Source organism: Myxococcus sp. AS-1-15 (genome assembly GCF_020037055.1).
In the GTDB taxonomy this organism is placed as follows: Bacteria; Myxococcota; Myxococcia; order Myxococcales; family Myxococcaceae; genus Myxococcus; species Myxococcus fulvus.
The window spans coordinates 91241-106654 of the sequence record NZ_JAIQDF010000021.1 but is presented as its reverse complement, the minus strand read 5'-3'; the positions used below and the strand labels follow the sequence as shown (position 1 = coordinate 106654).

At 70.6% G+C, this 15414-nt stretch carries 14 protein-coding genes; 6 read left to right on the top strand and 8 right to left on the bottom strand.

Annotation, left to right across the window (positions count from 1 at the left end):
* The first annotated feature begins 110 nt into the window (after window positions 1-110).
* From hutU to K8625_RS38950, 4 genes are all read left to right on the top strand, one after another.
* Window positions 111-1766, top strand: a complete 1656-nt coding sequence (gene hutU / locus K8625_RS38965; protein ID WP_223747538.1) for a urocanate hydratase — start codon at window positions 111-113, stop codon at window positions 1764-1766.
* A gap of 14 nt (window positions 1767-1780) precedes the next feature.
* On the top strand, window positions 1781-2521 hold the full coding sequence (locus tag K8625_RS38960) for a hypothetical protein (RefSeq protein ID WP_223785561.1): 741 nt from the start codon (window positions 1781-1783) through the stop codon (window positions 2519-2521).
* 4 nt (window positions 2522-2525) lie between these two features.
* Window positions 2526-3791, top strand: coding sequence for an imidazolonepropionase (hutI, locus tag K8625_RS38955; protein ID WP_223747536.1), 1266 nt, complete (start codon window positions 2526-2528; stop codon window positions 3789-3791).
* 88 nt (window positions 3792-3879) lie between these two features.
* A complete protein-coding gene (locus K8625_RS38950; RefSeq protein ID WP_223785560.1) occupies window positions 3880-4740 on the top strand; it encodes a class II glutamine amidotransferase in 861 nt (286 codons plus the stop codon).
* 2 nt (window positions 4741-4742) lie between these two features.
* Here K8625_RS38950 and tsaE read toward each other — a convergent pair whose 3' ends face one another.
* The 8 genes from tsaE to tilS form a co-directional block, all read right to left on the bottom strand.
* Window positions 4743-5222 carry a tRNA (adenosine(37)-N6)-threonylcarbamoyltransferase complex ATPase subunit type 1 TsaE gene (gene tsaE / locus K8625_RS38945; RefSeq protein ID WP_223785559.1) on the bottom strand — a complete coding sequence of 160 codons (480 nt, stop codon included), beginning with the start codon at window positions 5220-5222 and terminating at the stop codon, window positions 4743-4745.
* A 31-nt stretch (window positions 5223-5253) separates the two neighbouring features.
* Complete coding sequence (locus K8625_RS38940; protein WP_223785558.1) at window positions 5254-6789, bottom strand: NAD(P)H-hydrate dehydratase; 1536 nt, start codon at window positions 6787-6789, stop codon at window positions 5254-5256.
* Window positions 6790-6793: 4 nt separating this feature from the next.
* Window positions 6794-7174 (bottom strand): holo-ACP synthase, encoded by a 381-nt coding sequence (acpS, locus tag K8625_RS38935; RefSeq protein ID WP_046714514.1) that lies wholly within the window; start codon window positions 7172-7174, stop codon window positions 6794-6796.
* 6 nt (window positions 7175-7180) lie between these two features.
* Window positions 7181-7906 (bottom strand): pyridoxine 5'-phosphate synthase, encoded by a 726-nt coding sequence (locus K8625_RS38930; RefSeq protein WP_141324198.1) that lies wholly within the window; start codon window positions 7904-7906, stop codon window positions 7181-7183.
* 108 nt (window positions 7907-8014) lie between these two features.
* Window positions 8015-9409 (bottom strand): phosphoglucosamine mutase, encoded by a 1395-nt coding sequence (gene glmM, locus K8625_RS38925; RefSeq protein ID WP_223747532.1) that lies wholly within the window; start codon window positions 9407-9409, stop codon window positions 8015-8017.
* Between the two features lie 230 nt (window positions 9410-9639).
* Entirely contained in the window at window positions 9640-10878 is a 1239-nt protein-coding gene (gene folP, locus K8625_RS38920; protein ID WP_223785557.1) for a dihydropteroate synthase, read from the bottom strand.
* A gap of 130 nt (window positions 10879-11008) precedes the next feature.
* A complete protein-coding gene (ftsH, locus tag K8625_RS38915; RefSeq protein ID WP_223747530.1) occupies window positions 11009-12925 on the bottom strand; it encodes an ATP-dependent zinc metalloprotease FtsH in 1917 nt (638 codons plus the stop codon).
* Window positions 12926-13101: 176 nt separating this feature from the next.
* Window positions 13102-14418, bottom strand: a complete 1317-nt coding sequence (gene tilS, locus K8625_RS38910; protein ID WP_223747529.1) for a tRNA lysidine(34) synthetase TilS — start codon at window positions 14416-14418, stop codon at window positions 13102-13104.
* 499 nt (window positions 14419-14917) lie between these two features.
* Between tilS and K8625_RS38905 the strand changes: the two genes are divergently transcribed.
* Both K8625_RS38905 and K8625_RS38900 read left to right on the top strand, forming a co-directional pair.
* Window positions 14918-15121, top strand: a complete 204-nt coding sequence (locus tag K8625_RS38905; protein ID WP_015350409.1) for a TIGR04563 family protein — start codon at window positions 14918-14920, stop codon at window positions 15119-15121.
* Between the two features lie 7 nt (window positions 15122-15128).
* On the top strand, window positions 15129-15407 hold the full coding sequence (locus K8625_RS38900; protein ID WP_223785556.1) for a TIGR04563 family protein: 279 nt from the start codon (window positions 15129-15131) through the stop codon (window positions 15405-15407).
* The last annotated feature ends 7 nt before the right edge of the window (window positions 15408-15414 follow it).

Sequence of the window (15414 nt, the reverse complement as noted above, 5' to 3'; positions counted from 1 at the left end):
AGCCTCCAGCGGACACTGCGCGCGAAGGCCCTCACGGTGCTACCCCCGCGCTCCACGGGTTCGGGTAGTGTGCCGGGCCTTTCCGTCAGCCATTCCTCAGGAGTCCGTTCATGTCCCGCGTCATCCGCGCCCCCCGTGGTTCCACCCTCTCGTGCAAGGGTTGGGTCCAGGAGGCCGCGCTCCGGATGTTGATGAACAACCTCGACCCGGAGGTCGCCGAGAATCCCGCGGACCTCGTCGTCTACGGCGGCACCGGCAAGGCCGCTCGCGACTGGCCCTCCTTCGACCGCATCGTCTCCAGCCTCCAGGGCCTCGCCGACGACGAGACGCTGCTCGTCCAGTCCGGCAAGCCCGTGGGCGTCTTCCGCACGCACCCCGACGCGCCGCGCGTGCTCATCGCCAACTCCAACCTCGTGGGCCGCTGGGCCAACTGGGAGCACTTCCACGAGCTGGAGAAGAAGGGCCTGATGATGTACGGCCAGATGACGGCCGGCTCGTGGATCTACATCGGCACCCAGGGCATCCTCCAGGGCACCTACGAGACGTTCGCCGCCGCCGGCCGCTTCCACTTCGGCACCGACGACCTCTCCGGCCGCCTCATCCTCTCCGGCGGCCTGGGCGGCATGGGCGGCGCGCAGCCGCTCGCGGCCACCATGAACAACGCCGTGTTCCTGGGCGTGGAGATCGACCCGTGGCGCGCCCAGCGCCGCGTGGAGACGCGCTACCTGGACGTCGTCGCCAAGGACCTCGACGAGGCGCTGGCGATGGTGAAGGAGGCTCAAGCCAAGCGCGTGGGCCGCTCCATCGGCGTCATCGGCAACGCGGCCTCGGTGTTCCGCGAGCTGTACCGCCGCGGAATCAAACCGGACCTCGTCACGGACCAGACCAGCGCGCATGACCCGCTCAACGGCTACATCCCCACGGACCTGTCGCTGGAGGCCGCGGCCGAGCTGCGCAAGAGAGACCCGGAGGGCTACGTGCGCCGCGCGCGCGAGTCCATGATTGAACACGTGGAGGCGATGAACGACTTCCAGGCCGCCGGCTGCCACGTGTTCGACTACGGCAACAACCTGCGCGGCCAGGCGCAGCTGGGCGGCATGGAGAACGCGTTCGAGTTCCCCGGCTTCGTGCCCGCGTACATCCGCCCGCTGTTCTGCGAGGGCATGGGCCCGTTCCGCTGGGTGGCGCTGTCCGGAGACCCCGAGGACATCCGCGTCACGGACCGCGTGGTGCGCGAGCTGTTCCCGCAGAAGGCCTCGCTGCAGCGCTGGCTGAACATGGCGGAGGAGCGCGTGGCGTTCCAGGGCCTGCCCGCGCGCATCTGCTGGCTGGGCTACGGCGAGCGCGCCAAGGCGGGCCTCGCGTTCAACGAGCTGGTGCGCACGGGCAAGGTGAAGGCGCCCATCGTCATCGGGCGAGATCACCTGGACTGCGGCTCGGTGGCGTCGCCCAACCGCGAGACGGAGGCGATGAAGGACGGCACGGACGCGGTGGCGGACTGGCCCATCCTCAACGCGCTGGTGAACGCGGTGAATGGCGCGTCGTGGGTGTCCTTCCACCACGGCGGCGGCGTGGGCATGGGCTACTCGCTGCACGCCGGTCAGGTCATCGTCGCGGACGGGACCGCCGAGGCCGCGCGCCGCATCGAGCGCGTGCTCACCAGCGACCCCGGCATGGGCGTGCTGCGCCACGCGGACGCGGGCTACCCCGAGGCCATCGAGGTGGCCAAGGAGCGGGGCGTGAAGATTCCGGGCATCACCGTGTAGCCTTGTGCCTCGCCATGGCCCACCCCGCGCGCCCGAGCCTGACGCTGTTGCTCGCCCTTGCTCTCGGAGCGCTCGCGGCGTGTGCGCCCTCCGCCGTCGGCCCCATGCTGATGCGCCTGGGGCCCGGCTCGGCCCAGCAGCGGATGCTCCAGGCGGGCATCCGCACCGGCCCCCGGCTCAGCGCGCCCATCGCGGGGACGGTGCCCTCCGTCGGCACCGATGACCGCTTCCGCGGCGACGACGCGAGCTTCTCCACCCAGCAGTGGGGGCTCGCCTTCGACGCCGCGATGACGTGGCCGCTCACCGAGCGGCTGCACCTGCACACGGGCCTGCAGGGCGAGATGTTCCTGCCGCTGCCCGTGCCCGGCTACGGCGTCTACGCGGGCATGTCCTATTACCTCGGCTCCGAGCAGCTGGGACTCGCGCCCTCGCTCGCGGTGCGCGGGGCGTCCGACTTCGGCATCTCCTCGAGCAAGGGCGGACCGGGCAGCATGGCGGGCGCGGAGGCGACATGTGCCCTGAGCTTCTCGCCGGAGCCCGGGGTGTCGGTGGGCCTGGTCCCCTTCGTCGCCGTGCACACGCTGTCGTCGCATGGCGTGAGCAACGGCTCGCTGTACTACGGCGGTGTCGTCGCCGCGCGCTTCACGTGGGGATGGCTGGACACCCTGGAGCTGTCGGGGGGCTTCGGTCGCGCGAAGGTCGGAGACAGCACGAGCTGGAACGTTCCCATCGTGGGTGTGCGTGGAGGTCGTTGACGTCATGGATGCGCTGGACTTGCTGGTCCGAAACACGTCCGAGGTCCTCACCCTGGAGGGCACGCACCGCGAGCCCGCCGAGGCCGCCCTCACCTCGCGTCCCCACGCCTGCGTGGGCATCCGCGCCGGTCGCATCGCGTACGTGGGCGCGGAGGCCACGCTGCCGCCGGGCAGCGTGGGAACGGGCACGGAGGTGCTCGACGCGAAGGGCGGCTTCGTGGGCCCCGCCTTCGTGGACCCGCACACACACCTGGTCTTCGCCGGCGAGCGCTCCGCGGAGTTCGACCTGCGCAACCAGGGCGCCACGTACCTTGAAATCGCCAAGGCCGGCGGCGGCATCGTCAGCACCGTGCGCGCCACGCGCGCGGCCAGCGAGGAGGAGCTGGTGCGGCTGGCGCTGCCCCGCGTGCAGCGGCTGCTCGCGCAGGGCGTGACGGTGGCGGAGGTGAAGAGCGGCTACGGGCTCGACGTGGAGACCGAGCTGAAGATGCTGCGCGTGGTGCGCAGGCTCAACACGATGACGCCCGTGGAGCTGGTGCCCACGCTGCTGTGCGCGCACGCCATCCCCGCGGAGTACCGCGAGCGCCGCGAGGACTACGTCCGCCTCTGCATCGACGAAATCCTGCCCGCCGTCGCCCAAGAGAGCCTGGCGCGCTTCTGCGACGTCTTCGTCGAGGACAGCGCCTTCACCGTCGACGAGGCCCGCCGCATCCTCACCGCCGGCCGCGAGCTGGGGATGCAGCCGCGCCTCCACGCCGACCAGCTCACCGCCTTCGGCGCCTCCGAGCTCGCCGCCGAGCTGGGCGCCGCCACCGCCGACCACCTGGAGCAGGTCACCGACGCCGGCCTGCGCGCGCTCGCCGCCGCCAACGTCACCGCGGTGCTCGTGCCCACCTCCACCCTCTTCCTGCGCATGCGCCCCTACGCGCCGGGACGTCGCATCCGCGACGCGGGCCTCAATGTCGCTTTGGGCACCAACGTCAACCCGGGCTCCGCCATGAGCGAAAACACGGCGTTGGCGCTGGGGCTCGCGTGTCTGGAGAACGGCCTCAGTGCCGCGGAGGCGTACTGGGCCGCGACCCGTGGCGCCGCGTTGTCATTGGGACTGCAACGACAAGGGCGGTTGGCCGTGGGTGATGCAGGCGACCTGGTGTTGTTCAGTTGTGCGTCTTTCCGCCATCTGCCCTACCATTTAGGAATAGGGCACGCGCGCACGGTGGTGAAAGCCGGGCGTGTGGTCGTCCAGCAGGAGCTGAATTCCTGCGGGTGAAGCGACGTCGACTGGTGACACGTGCGTCGCACGGGAGTGCAGGAGAACTTCCCGTCGGGGCCGGCCGTTATAAGTACCAACTGCAGCCATGTGCCGACTTTTTGGATTCAGATCGTCAGTCCCTTCCGCGGTCCACCCCTCGCTGGTGACGCAGAAGAACTCGCTCCTCATCCAGTCACGCGAGCACAAGGATGGATGGGGAATCGCCGCCTACGGCGCCGAAGCGGCGCCTGTCGTGGCCCACGGTGTGGGGCCCGCGCACAGTGACCCCGACTTCGAGCGCGTCAGCAGCCGTGTGTCCTCACACACGGTGGTGGCGCACATCCGTCTGGCGTCGGTGGGCGCGGTGGAGCTGCGCAACTCCCACCCCTTCCACCACGGCCGCTGGACGTTCGTCCACAATGGGACGTTGAGGGACTTCGCCCGGCACCGCGCCGCGGTGGAGGAGCTCATCTGTCCGACACTGCGCGTGGGCATCCGGGGTACCACGGACAGCGAGCGGTGCTTCTACCTCTTCCTCACCCGCCTGGCGGCCAGGCATCCCATCGTCGGCTCGGTCCCCGTCGAGGACGTCGCGCGGGCGCTCGCGGAGACGATGGGGCTGGTGGCGGCCATCACGGATGACTCGCAGGCGCAGCAGCGCTCCGCGATGAACTTCCTCGTCACCAACGGCGAGGTGATGGTGGCCTCGCGGCGCAACCGGACGCTCTTCGTCTCCGTGGGCGGCGCGCGGTGCGAGCTGGGCGGCCTGCCCGTCGCGGGCACGCGGCTGGAGCAGCTCATCGTCTCCAGCGAGGCGCTGTGCGGCGGGCCGCACTGGGCGCCGGTCCAGGAGGAGGACGTCATCGGCGTGGACGCCGGGCTCGTCTTCCACCGCTGGCGGGTGCCGGAGCTCGCGGGCGACGTCGTCCCGCCGCCCACGCCGGGCCCCAGCCAGCACGCCGCCTGACGTCAGGGCAGCCAGGACGTCAGCAGCGCCGAGGCCCGGGCCCCGAAGGCCTGGGCCTCCAGGGTGCGCGAGTCCTCGCCCGCGTGGGCCAGCGTGACTCGCAGGTGCTCGCGAGGCGCGGCCTCCGGCACCCGGTCCAACCACTCCACCAGCACCGCGCCCTCGCCGCCCACCAGGTCCATGAAGCCGGTGGCGTAGAGGTCGTCGTAGCCCGTCAGGCGGTACAGGTCCGCGTGGTACAGCGGGATGCGGCCGGAGTACGGGTACACAATCGCGAAGGTGGGGCTGGCCACCTCGGAGCGAGGCACGCGCGCGCCCTCGGCCACGCCGCGCACCAGGTGCGTCTTGCCCGCGCCCAAATCGCCAATCAGGCCCACGAAGTCCCCCGGCTCGAGCAGCTCGCCCAGCCGGACTCCGAGCCGATGGGTCTCCTCGGGCGAGGCCAGCGTCACGCGCCGCTCCACCGTGTTGGACTCGCTCATCGCCGCACCTCGCTCGACAGCACCGTGTCGCTCATCGCTCCCACCGCAGCCACACCTCGCAGAGCCCCTGCTCGATGAGGTCCCCCGCCACCAGTCCCAGCTGCCCGCGTCGCGCCGCCGCCAGGTCTCCGGCGAGGCCATGCGTGTAGACCGCCGTCCAGATGGCGTCGGGCAGCGGGAAGGCCTGCGCCAGGAGCGCGCCGCACACACCGGACAACACGTCCCCGGAGCCACCCGTGGCCATGCCCGGGTTGCCCGTGGTGTTGATGAACACCCGGCCATCCGCGTGCGCGGTGAGCGTGCGGTCCCCCTTGAGCACCACCGTCGCGTTGAGCCCGGCCGCCAGTCGACCCACGAGGTCCAACCGGTGTGACTGGACCTCCTTGGTGGACCTGCCCGTCAGGCGCGCCATCTCGCCCGGGTGGGGCGTGAGCACGACGGGCCCCTTGGCGCGGCGGAGCACGGAGAGGTCCTCCGCCACCGCGTTGAGCGCGTCCGCGTCCAGCACCGCGGGCAGCTCCACGCGCGAGAGCAGCTCGCCGATGAGCCGGCCCGTCTCGGGGCCCCGGGGGATGCCCGGCCCCATCACGAGCGCGTCCTTGCCCTCGGCCGCCGCGAGCAGCGCGTCCAGATCCCCCAGCCCCAGCGGGCCCGAGCCGTCCAGGGGGATGCCCATGATTTCGGCGGAGTGCGACTGCACGGACTCCAGCGCGTCGCTTCGCGTGGCCACCGTGACGAGCCCCGCGCCGGAGCGCAGCGCCGCCTTCGCGACCAGCGCCGCGGCGCCCGTCTTCCCCCGGCTGCCGGCGACCACCAGCACGTGCCCGTAGGTGCCCTTGTGCGTGTCCGCCTTGCGCGCGGGCAGCGTGCGGCGCGCGTCGGCCTCCTCCACCACGAACAGCTCGGCGCCGGTGATGTCGCGCGACGCCGCGCCCCCCATGCCGATGTCCACGCGGTGCACGCGGCCACACAGCGAGGCCCCGGGCTCCAGGACCTGGCCCGGCTTGAGGAAGCCAAAGGCCACCGTCGCGTCCGCCTCCACGCAGGGAGAGAAGGGCTCGCCCGTGTCGCTCCGCAGACCGGACGGCACGTCCGCGGCCACCACCTTCGCGCCCGCGCGTCGCCACCGGTGGAGGGCGGAGATGGCCTCCGCGAACGCGCCCGCCGGCGCCCGGCTCAGCCCCGTGCCGAACAGCGCGTCCACCACCACGTCGCCCGTGGAGGGAGGCTCCACCGACTCCAGCGCGAGCGCCGAACCACCGAAGCCCCGCAGCGCCTCCAGGTTGCGCTTCGACTCGGGCGTCAGCTTCGCGGTGTCGCCCACGAGCGTCACCGAGACGCGCGCGCCGCCCTCGAGGAGGAAGCGCGCCGCGACCAGCCCGTCGCCGCCGTTGTTGCCCGGTCCACACACCACCACGAAGCGGCCATCAGGCCCCGCGAGCTTGCGCGCCACCTCCGCCAGCCCCCGCCCCGCGTTCTCCATCAGCAGTGCGGAGGGCATCCCGTGGCGCTGCTCGGCGGCCTCTTCGGCCTGACGCATCTGGGCGGCGGTGAGGACGCGCAGCATGGCTTCACTCCCCTTTCGACTGCAGCACCACCGTGGCGGCGGCCACGTCGGCGTCGTGGGTCAACGCGAGGAAGGCCTCCAGCCCCCGGGCCTCCATCACCTCGAGCGCCACGCCGGACAGGCCGAAGTACGGCGCGCCGCCGTCGCGACGCACCTCCATGTCCTTCCAGCGGATGCCCGGCGGCGCGCCCAGGGCCTTCACCAGCGCCTCCTTGGCCGCGAAGCGCGCGGCGTAGGCGCTGGCCGCGTCGTGACGCTGGCCACACAGGGCGCGCTCGTGTTCGGTGTAGACGCGGTTCAGGAACGGCTCCGCGCGAGGCCCGTCCAGGATGCGCTGGATGCGGGAGATGGAGCAGATGTCCAGACCCAGGCCCCGGATTCCCATGGCGCGCTATCCCGGGTTGCGCATCAGGTCGAGCATCTCCCGGACCGCCCGGTCGAAGCCCACCAGCACCGCGCGCGCGACGATGGCGTGGCCGATATTCAGCTCGTCGATCTCCGCGATGCGGGCGATGGGCTGCACGTTGTCGTAGTTGAGCCCGTGGCCCGCGGCCACGCCCAGGCCCAGCTTGGTGCCCGCCTTCGCCGCATCGACGATGCGCGCCAGCTCCCGCGCGCGCTCCTTCTCGTTGCGCGCCTCGCAGTAGCGGCCCGTGTGCAATTCAATCCGGTCCGCGTTCACCTTGTGCGACGCGCGCACCTGGTCCAGGTCCGGGTCGATGAACAGCGAGACGGTGATTTCGCCGTCCTTGAGGTTCTTGATGATCTTCGCGACGTGCTCGCGCTGGCCGGCGACCTCGAGCCCACCCTCGGTGGTGAGCTCCTCGCGGCGCTCGGGCACCAGCGTCACCACGTCCGGCTTGTGCTCGTAGGCGATCTTCACCATCTCCGGGGTGGCCGCCATCTCCAGATTGAGCAGCGTCTGCGTCGTCTCACGCAGGATGCGCAGGTCGCGGTCCTGGATGTGGCGGCGGTCCTCGCGCAGGTGGATGGTGATCTGCTGCGCGCCGGCCAGCTCCGCCAGCGCGGCCGCCGTCACCGGATCCGGATACGTGGTGCGCCGCGCCTGCCGCAGCGTCGCCACATGGTCCACGTTGACACCCAGTCGCTGTCCCATCGACCGCACCTCGCTTGACGCGCGGTGCCGGGATTGTCGGGGGCCCCGGCACGCGCTGGCCCCTCTAATCGCGGCCAGCGTCCGGAAGTCAACCGTCGTGAACGACGACTAGCGGTTGAGCGCCTTCGCCAGGGCGTCGGCGATGTCCTTCGCGTAGGCCTCGTTGCGAGCGGCGTCCTCGCCCTCCACCAGCACGCGCGCCTTGGGCTCGGTGCCGGAGAAGCGCACCAGCACGCGGCCGGAGTTGCCGAGCTTCTGCTCCACGGACTTGATGATCTTCATCACGTCCGGCAGCTCGCCCAGCTCCTTCTTCTGCTTCACCACCACGTTGACCAGCGTCTGGGGCACCGGCTCGAAGATGGAGGCCAGCTCGCTCAGGGGCTTGCCCGCGCGGCACATCACCGCGAGCAGCTGGAGCGCCGCCAGCGTGCCGTCCCCCGTCGTGGTGTGGTCCAGGAAGATGAGGTGGCCGCTCTGCTCACCGCCCAGGTTGTAGCCGTTCTTGCGCATCTCCTCGACGACGTACCTGTCCCCCACGCGCGTGCGAGCCACCTTCACGCCCCAGCGCGCCACCGCGCGCTCCAGGCCGACGTTGCTCATCACCGTGGAGACCAGCACCTTCTTCTTGAGCTGCTTTCGGGCCACCAGCTCGCCGGTGCAGATGGCCATGATGGCGTCGCCATCCACGACCTTGCCCTTCTCGTCCACGACGATGAGCCGGTCGGCGTCGCCGTCCAGCGCGATGCCCAGGTGGGCGCCGTGCTTGAGCACCGTGCGCGCCAGGTTCTCCGGGTACAGCGCGCCGCACTTGTGGTTGATGTTCTTGCCGTCCGGCGAGACGCCCAGCGTGATGACCTTCGCGCCCAGCTCCTCCAGCACCGCGGGCGCCGTCTTGTAGGCCGCGCCGTTGGCGCAGTCGACGACGATGGTCATCCCCTCGAGCGTCAGCTCGCGCGGGAAGGTCGCCTTGAGGAACACGATGTAGCGGCCCCGCGCGTCCTCCATGCGGAACGCGCGGCCAATCTTCGTCGCCGTGGGACGGATGGAGTCGATGGCGCCCGTGGACAGCAGCTCTTCAATCTTGCCTTCCGTCTCGTCCGGCAGCTTGAAGCCGTCGCGCCAGAAGAACTTGATGCCGTTGTCCTCGTACGGGTTGTGGGACGCGGAGATGACCGCGCCCGCGTCCGCGCGCATGGACGTGGTGATGTTGGAGATGCCCGGCGTCGGCAGCGGACCGACCAGCTCCACGTCGACGCCCATGGACGTCAGGCCCGCGGCCAGCGCCTGCTCGAGCATGTAGCCCGACAGTCGCGTGTCCTTGCCCACGATGACGCGGTGGCGGTGCGGTCCATTGCGGATGAGGTACGCGAGCGCCCGCCCGAGCTGCATCGCGACTTCCGCTGTCATCGGGTAGACGTTCGCCTTTCCGCGAACCCCGTCCGTGCCGAACAGCTTCTGCGACGCGCGCTCCTCCTTGGGAGGCATGTTCATCCTGTACGCCATGGCTTTCCGCTCCACCTTTCCCACGCCGGGCCTTCGCCGGTCGCTCGACGTCGGGGCTTATACCCCGCCCACCGCCGGGGCTCGAAGGTAGGGCCCCGATGCTCCCCCGGCAACGGCCCGGGCTTGCAGGCTGTATCACCGTTGAAGGTCAGTGCGAAAACGATACCAGCCCCCGCCCCACGCCTACACGCGGCTCCACCGCCGCCGTGTGGCGCGCGGCCCACGCCGGCTCAGCGTCCGAGCAGGGTCCCTCCGTCGCGCGCCACGCGAATCGCATCCGCCACCAGGAGCGCGTCGCGAGCCTCCGCCACGTCGTGCACCCGGACGATGTCCGCGCCGCCCAGCACCGCCATCGCCGCCACGGAGCCCAGCGTCGCCGCCAGACGCTCGCCCGCCGGCTTGCCACCCGTCAGGGCGCCGAGGAAACCCTTGCGGCTGGTGCCCACCAGCAGGGGCAGCCCGAGCACGCGCAGCTCCCCCAGCCGTCGCAGCAGGTAGAGGTTGTGGTCGAACGTCTTGCCGAAGCCGATGCCCGGGTCCAGCAGGATGCGCTCGCGCGGCACCCCCGCGGCCGCCGCCACGGCGGAGGAGTCCTCCAGGTACGTCAGCACCTCGTCCACCAGGTCCTCGTACGACGGCGCCTGCTGCATCGTGCTGGGGGTCCCCTGGATGTGCATCAGACAACAGGCGGCGCCGAACTCCGCCACCACGCGGGGCAGCTCCAGGTCCGTGCGGAAGCCGGTGATGTCGTTGATGAGGTGCGCGCCCGCCTGGAGCACCTCGCGCGCCACGGCCGACTTGGTGGTGTCCACCGACAGGGGCACGGCGGTGCGGGCCCGCAGGCCCTCGATGACCGGCAGCACCCGGGCCACCTCCTCCTCGGCCAGGACGGCCCGTGAGCCGGGACGCGTGGACTCACCGCCGATGTCCAGGAGGTCCGCGCCCGCCTCCGCCAGCGCGAGCCCGTGGGCCACGGCCGCGTCGACGTGCTGGTAGCGCCCCCCGTCGGAGAAGCTGTCCGGCGTCACGTTGACCACGCCCATGAGGTACGTGCGCGAGCCCCACTCGAAGGTGCGCTCACCGAGCACCAGCGGCGTCGGCGCCACGTGAGCGCCCAGGGCCCGCTCCAGCGCGCCCGCCAGCGCGACGAGCTCGCCGCCCTCGGCACGCGCGAGCGCGATGAGCCGCCCCAACTGCTCACGGCGCCCCGACAACAGGCCCGCGCCGGGGCGGGTGCGCACATCACCCGAGACCCACGAAGGGAACTCCTCGCGGCCCGGCGCGTTCGAGCGCTCCGCCAGGCCCTGCAGGAACTGGCCGACGTCCTTCGAGACGCCGGTGAGCAGCCACTGGCCATGCGGCACCTTCTCCAACAGGTACTCGCGCGCGGGCGTGGGCAGCCCCATGCGACGCAAGGCCAGCGTCAGGTCCTCCGGACGGTCGACGCTGATGGGGCGGGCGCGAAGCATGGGCGAGGACTCCTGCGAGGGACGTGGCGTCCACCCTACCCCCTTGGCGCCGCCCGCCTCCCCACAAACGAAAAGGCCCTCCCCGGGGTGGGAAGGGCCTTCGTTCAGCGCCGCGTGGCGGCCGCTGGAACTACGCCTTGTTCGGCTCCATCTTCGGCAGGCCCTCGAGCGCGTCGAGGATCTTCCGCTTGTCCTTCTTCTCCGTCGCCTTCGGCGGAGCGTTCACGCGCGGGGGCGGACGCTCACGGGTGAGCTGGCCACCCTGCAGGAGGATGTTCACGTCCTCGGCGTCGAGCGTCTCGTACTCCACCAGGGCGTCGGAGACGCGCTTGAGCGCCTCCAGGTTCTCCGTCAGGAGGCTGCGACCCTTCTCGTAGCAGCCGACGACGATGCCGCGCACCTCGGCGTCGATCTGCCGCGCCGTGTCCTCGGAGTAGTCCTTGGACGAGTTGAAGTCGCGGCCCAGGAACACCTCACCGTCGCTCTTGCCGAACGCCAGGGGCCCCAGCTTCTCGCTCATGCCCCAGCGGCACACCATGGCGCGCGCCGTCTCCGTCGCCCGCTCGATGTCGTTCGCCGCGCCGCTGCTCATCTCGTTGAAGAGCAGCTCCTCGGCGATACGGCCACCCATGGCCATGGAGATCTGGTCCAGCATCTGCTTCTTGTAGCCGTTGACCTTGTCCTCGGTCGGCAGGCTCCACGTGACGCCGAGCGCCTGTCCACGCGGGATGATGGTGACCTTGTGGAGCGGGTCGCACCCCGGCAGCAGCTTGGCGAGCAGCGCGTGCCCCGCCTCGTGCACCGCGGTGTTCTTCTTCTCCTTCTCGGTCATGATCATCGAGCGCCGCTCGGGGCCCATGAAGACCTTGTCCTTGGCGGCCTCGAAGTCGCTCAGGTCCACGCGCTCCTTGTTCTGCCGCGCGGCCATCAGCGCCGACTCGTTCACCAGGTTCTCCAGGTCCGCGCCCGTCATGCCCGGCGTACCGCGAGCGATGACCTCCAGGTCGACCTCCGGCGCCAGCGGCACGCGGCGAGTGTGCACCTTCAGCACGCCCAGGCGGCCCTTCAGGTCCGGCCGCGGAACCACGATGCGGCGGTCGAAGCGACCCGGGCGCTGCAGCGCGGGGTCCAGCACGTCCGGACGGTTCGTCGCGGCGATGAGGATGACGCCGTCGTTGGACTCGAAGCCGTCCATCTCCACGAGCAGCTGGTTGAGCGTCTGCTCACGCTCGTCGTGACCGCCGCCCAGACCGGCGCCACGGTGACGACCCACGGCGTCGATTTCGTCGATGAAGATGATGCAGGGGGCGTTCTTCTTGCCCTGCTCGAACAGGTCACGGACGCGGCTGGCGCCGACGCCCACGAACATCTCCACGAAGTCCGAGCCGGAGATGGAGAAGAACGGCACGCCCGCCTCGCCGGCGACCGCGCGGGCCAGCAGCGTCTTGCCCGTGCCCGGAGGACCCATCATCAGCACGCCCTTGGGGATGCGGCCGCCGAGCTTGGTGAACTTCTTGGGGTCCTTCAGGAAGGCGACGATCTCCTCGAGCTCTTCCTTGCACTCGTCCACGCCGGCCACGTCCGCGAACGTGACCTTGTTGTGGCTCTCGCTGAGCAGCTTGGCCTTCGACTTCCCGAAGGTCATCGCCTTGCCACTGCCGCCCTGCAGCTGACGCATGAAGAAGATGAAGAAGAGGAACAGGAAGACGACGGGCATCCACTGCCCGAGGATGGTCAGCCAGAGGCTGTTCTGCTCCTCCCGCTCATACTTGACGTCCACTCCGTTGTTGCGGAGCTGGTTGAGCATCGCCGCATCCGGCGCGGGCCCCGTCGTGCGGAACCGCTCGCTCGTGTCCACGAACTTGCCGGAGTAGGTGTTGCCCTTGACCGCCACTTCCTTGACCTTCTTCTCCTCCACCTTCGACAGAAGCTGGGTGAAGGAGGGCTCCTGGACCTGGTCGTTGCCCTGGGAGAAGAAGTTGTAGAAGGCGACGAAGAGGACGATCAGGATGACCCAGAGCCCGATGGTCTTGTAGGTCGAACGCACGTGTCAGCTGCCCTTTCGGTACTCGGCGGGTGAGGGCCGTGCCGGGAGAAACCCAGCCTTTTCAATCATTTGCCCGACACCAGGCGAGCTCCCAGTCGTCGGACCGTATCAGCAACAGCAAAAAGCCCTCAACTATTTAGGGGGCACGGCCAACCCCCGACAACACTCATTCCACTCTATAACGAAGGGTCCTGGTGATTGCTCGGACCCACGGGTGCGGCCCACAGGTAGTGTCCGGAAACCTCCGCCCGTGACGGAGGTGTCCACAGCCCTGGGAGCCACACCACGGTGCCCTCGGCGTCCAGCACCACCGGCCGCGAATCCCTCGACTCCGCGGGCACCCGAAGATCCACCAACACATCCTGCAGCCGGCGTTGTTTCTCGCCCGCGCGCACCCGGTCTCCCGGCCTGCGCGTCCGCACGGTCAGCGGCCAGAGGACATCGCGCGCCAGCGCCAGCCCGTGCATGCCCGGAGGTGGCTCGCGCGACTCCACGCTGAAGCACCACCCCGTGCCCTCCAGGACGCCGGAGGCCCCCTGCCCCGTCAGCACCATGGCCCGCACCGAAGGCGTCCTCACCTCCGACGACGCCACGCAGCGCACCCGCCCGCCCGTGGCCCGGAGCCGCAGCGCGCGCCCCACCGTCGCCGAGCCTCCCTGCTCCACCGCCCGCAGCGCGCGCTCCACCATCGCCGCGTCCGCCACCACGTCGTGCGCGGCCAGCAGCCTGGCGAGCACCCTGCGCCGCAAGGGCACCTCCAGCGCGCGCACCGCCACGGCGTCCAGCGCGCCGTCGGCGAGCCGCACGCGCTCCCAGGCCGCGTCCGCCAGGTCGCTCAGCAGCGCGTCGTCCTCGGCCGCCAGCCGCGCGTACGACGCGAGCCGCGCGTCCACTGGGAAGCCCGCCGCGCGCGACAGGGCCGGCAGCGCGTCGTGTCGCACCCGGACGCGCAGGAAGGCGGGGTCGTCGTTCATCTCATCTGTCGCATAGCCGACGTCCTGCTCCTTCAAGGAGGCCACCAGCTGGGCCCGCGTCAGCGACAGCACCGGCCGCACCAGCGTGCCCCGAGCCTCGCGGATGCCCACCGCGCCCCGCGTCGACGCGCCCCGCGCCAGCCGCATCAGCAGCGTCTCCGCCTGGTCGCTCGCCGAGTGGGCCGTCGCGACCAGGGACAGGCCCCGCTCGCGCCGCACCGCCTCCAGGGCCTCGTAGCGCGCCTGCCGCGCGCGGGCCTCGAGTCCGGGGCCCCGCGCCAGGGCCAGCGTCCGCACGTGACAGGGCACGCCCAGCTGCTCGCAGAGCGAGCCCACGGCCCGGGCCTCCGCTCGGGATTCGGGACGCACGCCATGGTCCACCGTGCAGACCTCCACTCGCAGCCGCAGCCGCTCGCGCACGCTCGCCGTGCCGACGAGCAGGGCCACCGAATCCGCGCCTCCGGACACGGCGCACAACACGGACCGGCCCTCCAGTCCGAGGCGCGCATACGTGTCCATCAGCGTCCTCTTCAGCAACTGCGTCGCGGGTCCAGTGGGTGACATCTGCGGGGGCGGAATGGAATGTCGGGTAACAGGGTTACAGAGGCGCGCGCGGTTGAAGGCAGGGGGGTCGGTTCTTATGATCGTCACACCGGATGGGCGCGGTCGCGGAAGCGGAAATATGCGCGACACCGGGCGTTGTTGAGGGGACGGTCGACTTTTCAAGGTGTTGGACCTAGGGGTCCCCCCCCTCCCCCTCTGGGTCCACGGGTCCGCTGGGAGATCCACTCCCGGCGGTCCCTCTTTCCGAAACGCCCCGGTCCTCCCATCGCGAGGCCCGGGGCGTTTCCTTTTTCGCGCCCGGCTGGATACGTCAGGCGGCACTGAACATGTCCGAGCAGGGAGCCGACGGGCGCGGAATGAGTCGTCCTAAACCGTTGACCCTCTTGGGCGTCTGTCGGATAACGGCACCGGTGTGTTCAGGTCGTCACCTCGAATCCGCCCCGGAGACTCAAGTATGGCAGGCACCGACAAGCGCAAGCAGTCGCTGTACTTCCCCGAGGAGATGCTGAAGGAGATTCAGGAAGAAGCGAACCGACAGGACCGCTCTCTTTCCTGGGTTGTCCAGCAGGCGTGGAAGATCGCCCGCGAGCGCATCAAGTCGTTCCCCGCCGTCAACGACGTGACTGGCGACGAGCGCCAGGACCCGCGCGAGGAGTAGCGCAGGCATGGCCACCACCGACCATCGCAAGCAAAGCCTCTACTTCCCCGAGGACATGCTGGAGGAGATCCAGCGTGAGGCCACGCGGCAGGACCGTTCCCTGTCGTGGATCGTCCAGCAGGCGTGGAAGGTGGCGCGTGCCGAGATTCGGAGGATGCCGTCGGTCAACGACGTGCTGAGCGCGCCTGCCCGTCCCGCCGCCGTCGCGGCGAGCCCGGCGGCGACGCCCGCGGCCACCGCCACGCTGGTGGCGGCCGCTCCGACCCCGGACGAGCCGAAGTCCTGAAGGTCCC

Bases quoted from the DNA above. Each gene is read 5' to 3' on its own strand.
- hutU (WP_223747538.1), top strand. From the start codon at position 111: ATGTCCCGCGTCATCCGCGCCCCCCGTGGTTCCACCCTCTCGTGCAAG.
- K8625_RS38960 (WP_223785561.1), top strand. From the start codon at position 1,781: ATGGCCCACCCCGCGCGCCCGAGCCTGACGCTGTTGCTCGCCCTTGCT.
- hutI (WP_223747536.1), top strand. From the start codon at position 2,526: ATGGATGCGCTGGACTTGCTGGTCCGAAACACGTCCGAGGTCCTCACC.
- K8625_RS38950 (WP_223785560.1), top strand. From the start codon at position 3,880: ATGTGCCGACTTTTTGGATTCAGATCGTCAGTCCCTTCCGCGGTCCAC.
- tsaE (WP_223785559.1), bottom strand. From the start codon at position 5,222: ATGAGCGAGTCCAACACGGTGGAGCGGCGCGTGACGCTGGCCTCGCCC.
- K8625_RS38940 (WP_223785558.1), bottom strand. From the start codon at position 6,789: ATGCTGCGCGTCCTCACCGCCGCCCAGATGCGTCAGGCCGAAGAGGCC.
- acpS (WP_046714514.1), bottom strand. From the start codon at position 7,174: ATGGGAATCCGGGGCCTGGGTCTGGACATCTGCTCCATCTCCCGCATC.
- K8625_RS38930 (WP_141324198.1), bottom strand. From the start codon at position 7,906: ATGGGACAGCGACTGGGTGTCAACGTGGACCATGTGGCGACGCTGCGG.
- glmM (WP_223747532.1), bottom strand. From the start codon at position 9,409: ATGGCGTACAGGATGAACATGCCTCCCAAGGAGGAGCGCGCGTCGCAG.
- folP (WP_223785557.1), bottom strand. From the start codon at position 10,878: ATGCTTCGCGCCCGCCCCATCAGCGTCGACCGTCCGGAGGACCTGACG.
- tilS (WP_223747529.1), bottom strand. From the start codon at position 14,418: ATGGACACGTATGCGCGCCTCGGACTGGAGGGCCGGTCCGTGTTGTGC.
- K8625_RS38905 (WP_015350409.1), top strand. From the start codon at position 14,918: ATGGCAGGCACCGACAAGCGCAAGCAGTCGCTGTACTTCCCCGAGGAG.
- K8625_RS38900 (WP_223785556.1), top strand. From the start codon at position 15,129: ATGGCCACCACCGACCATCGCAAGCAAAGCCTCTACTTCCCCGAGGAC.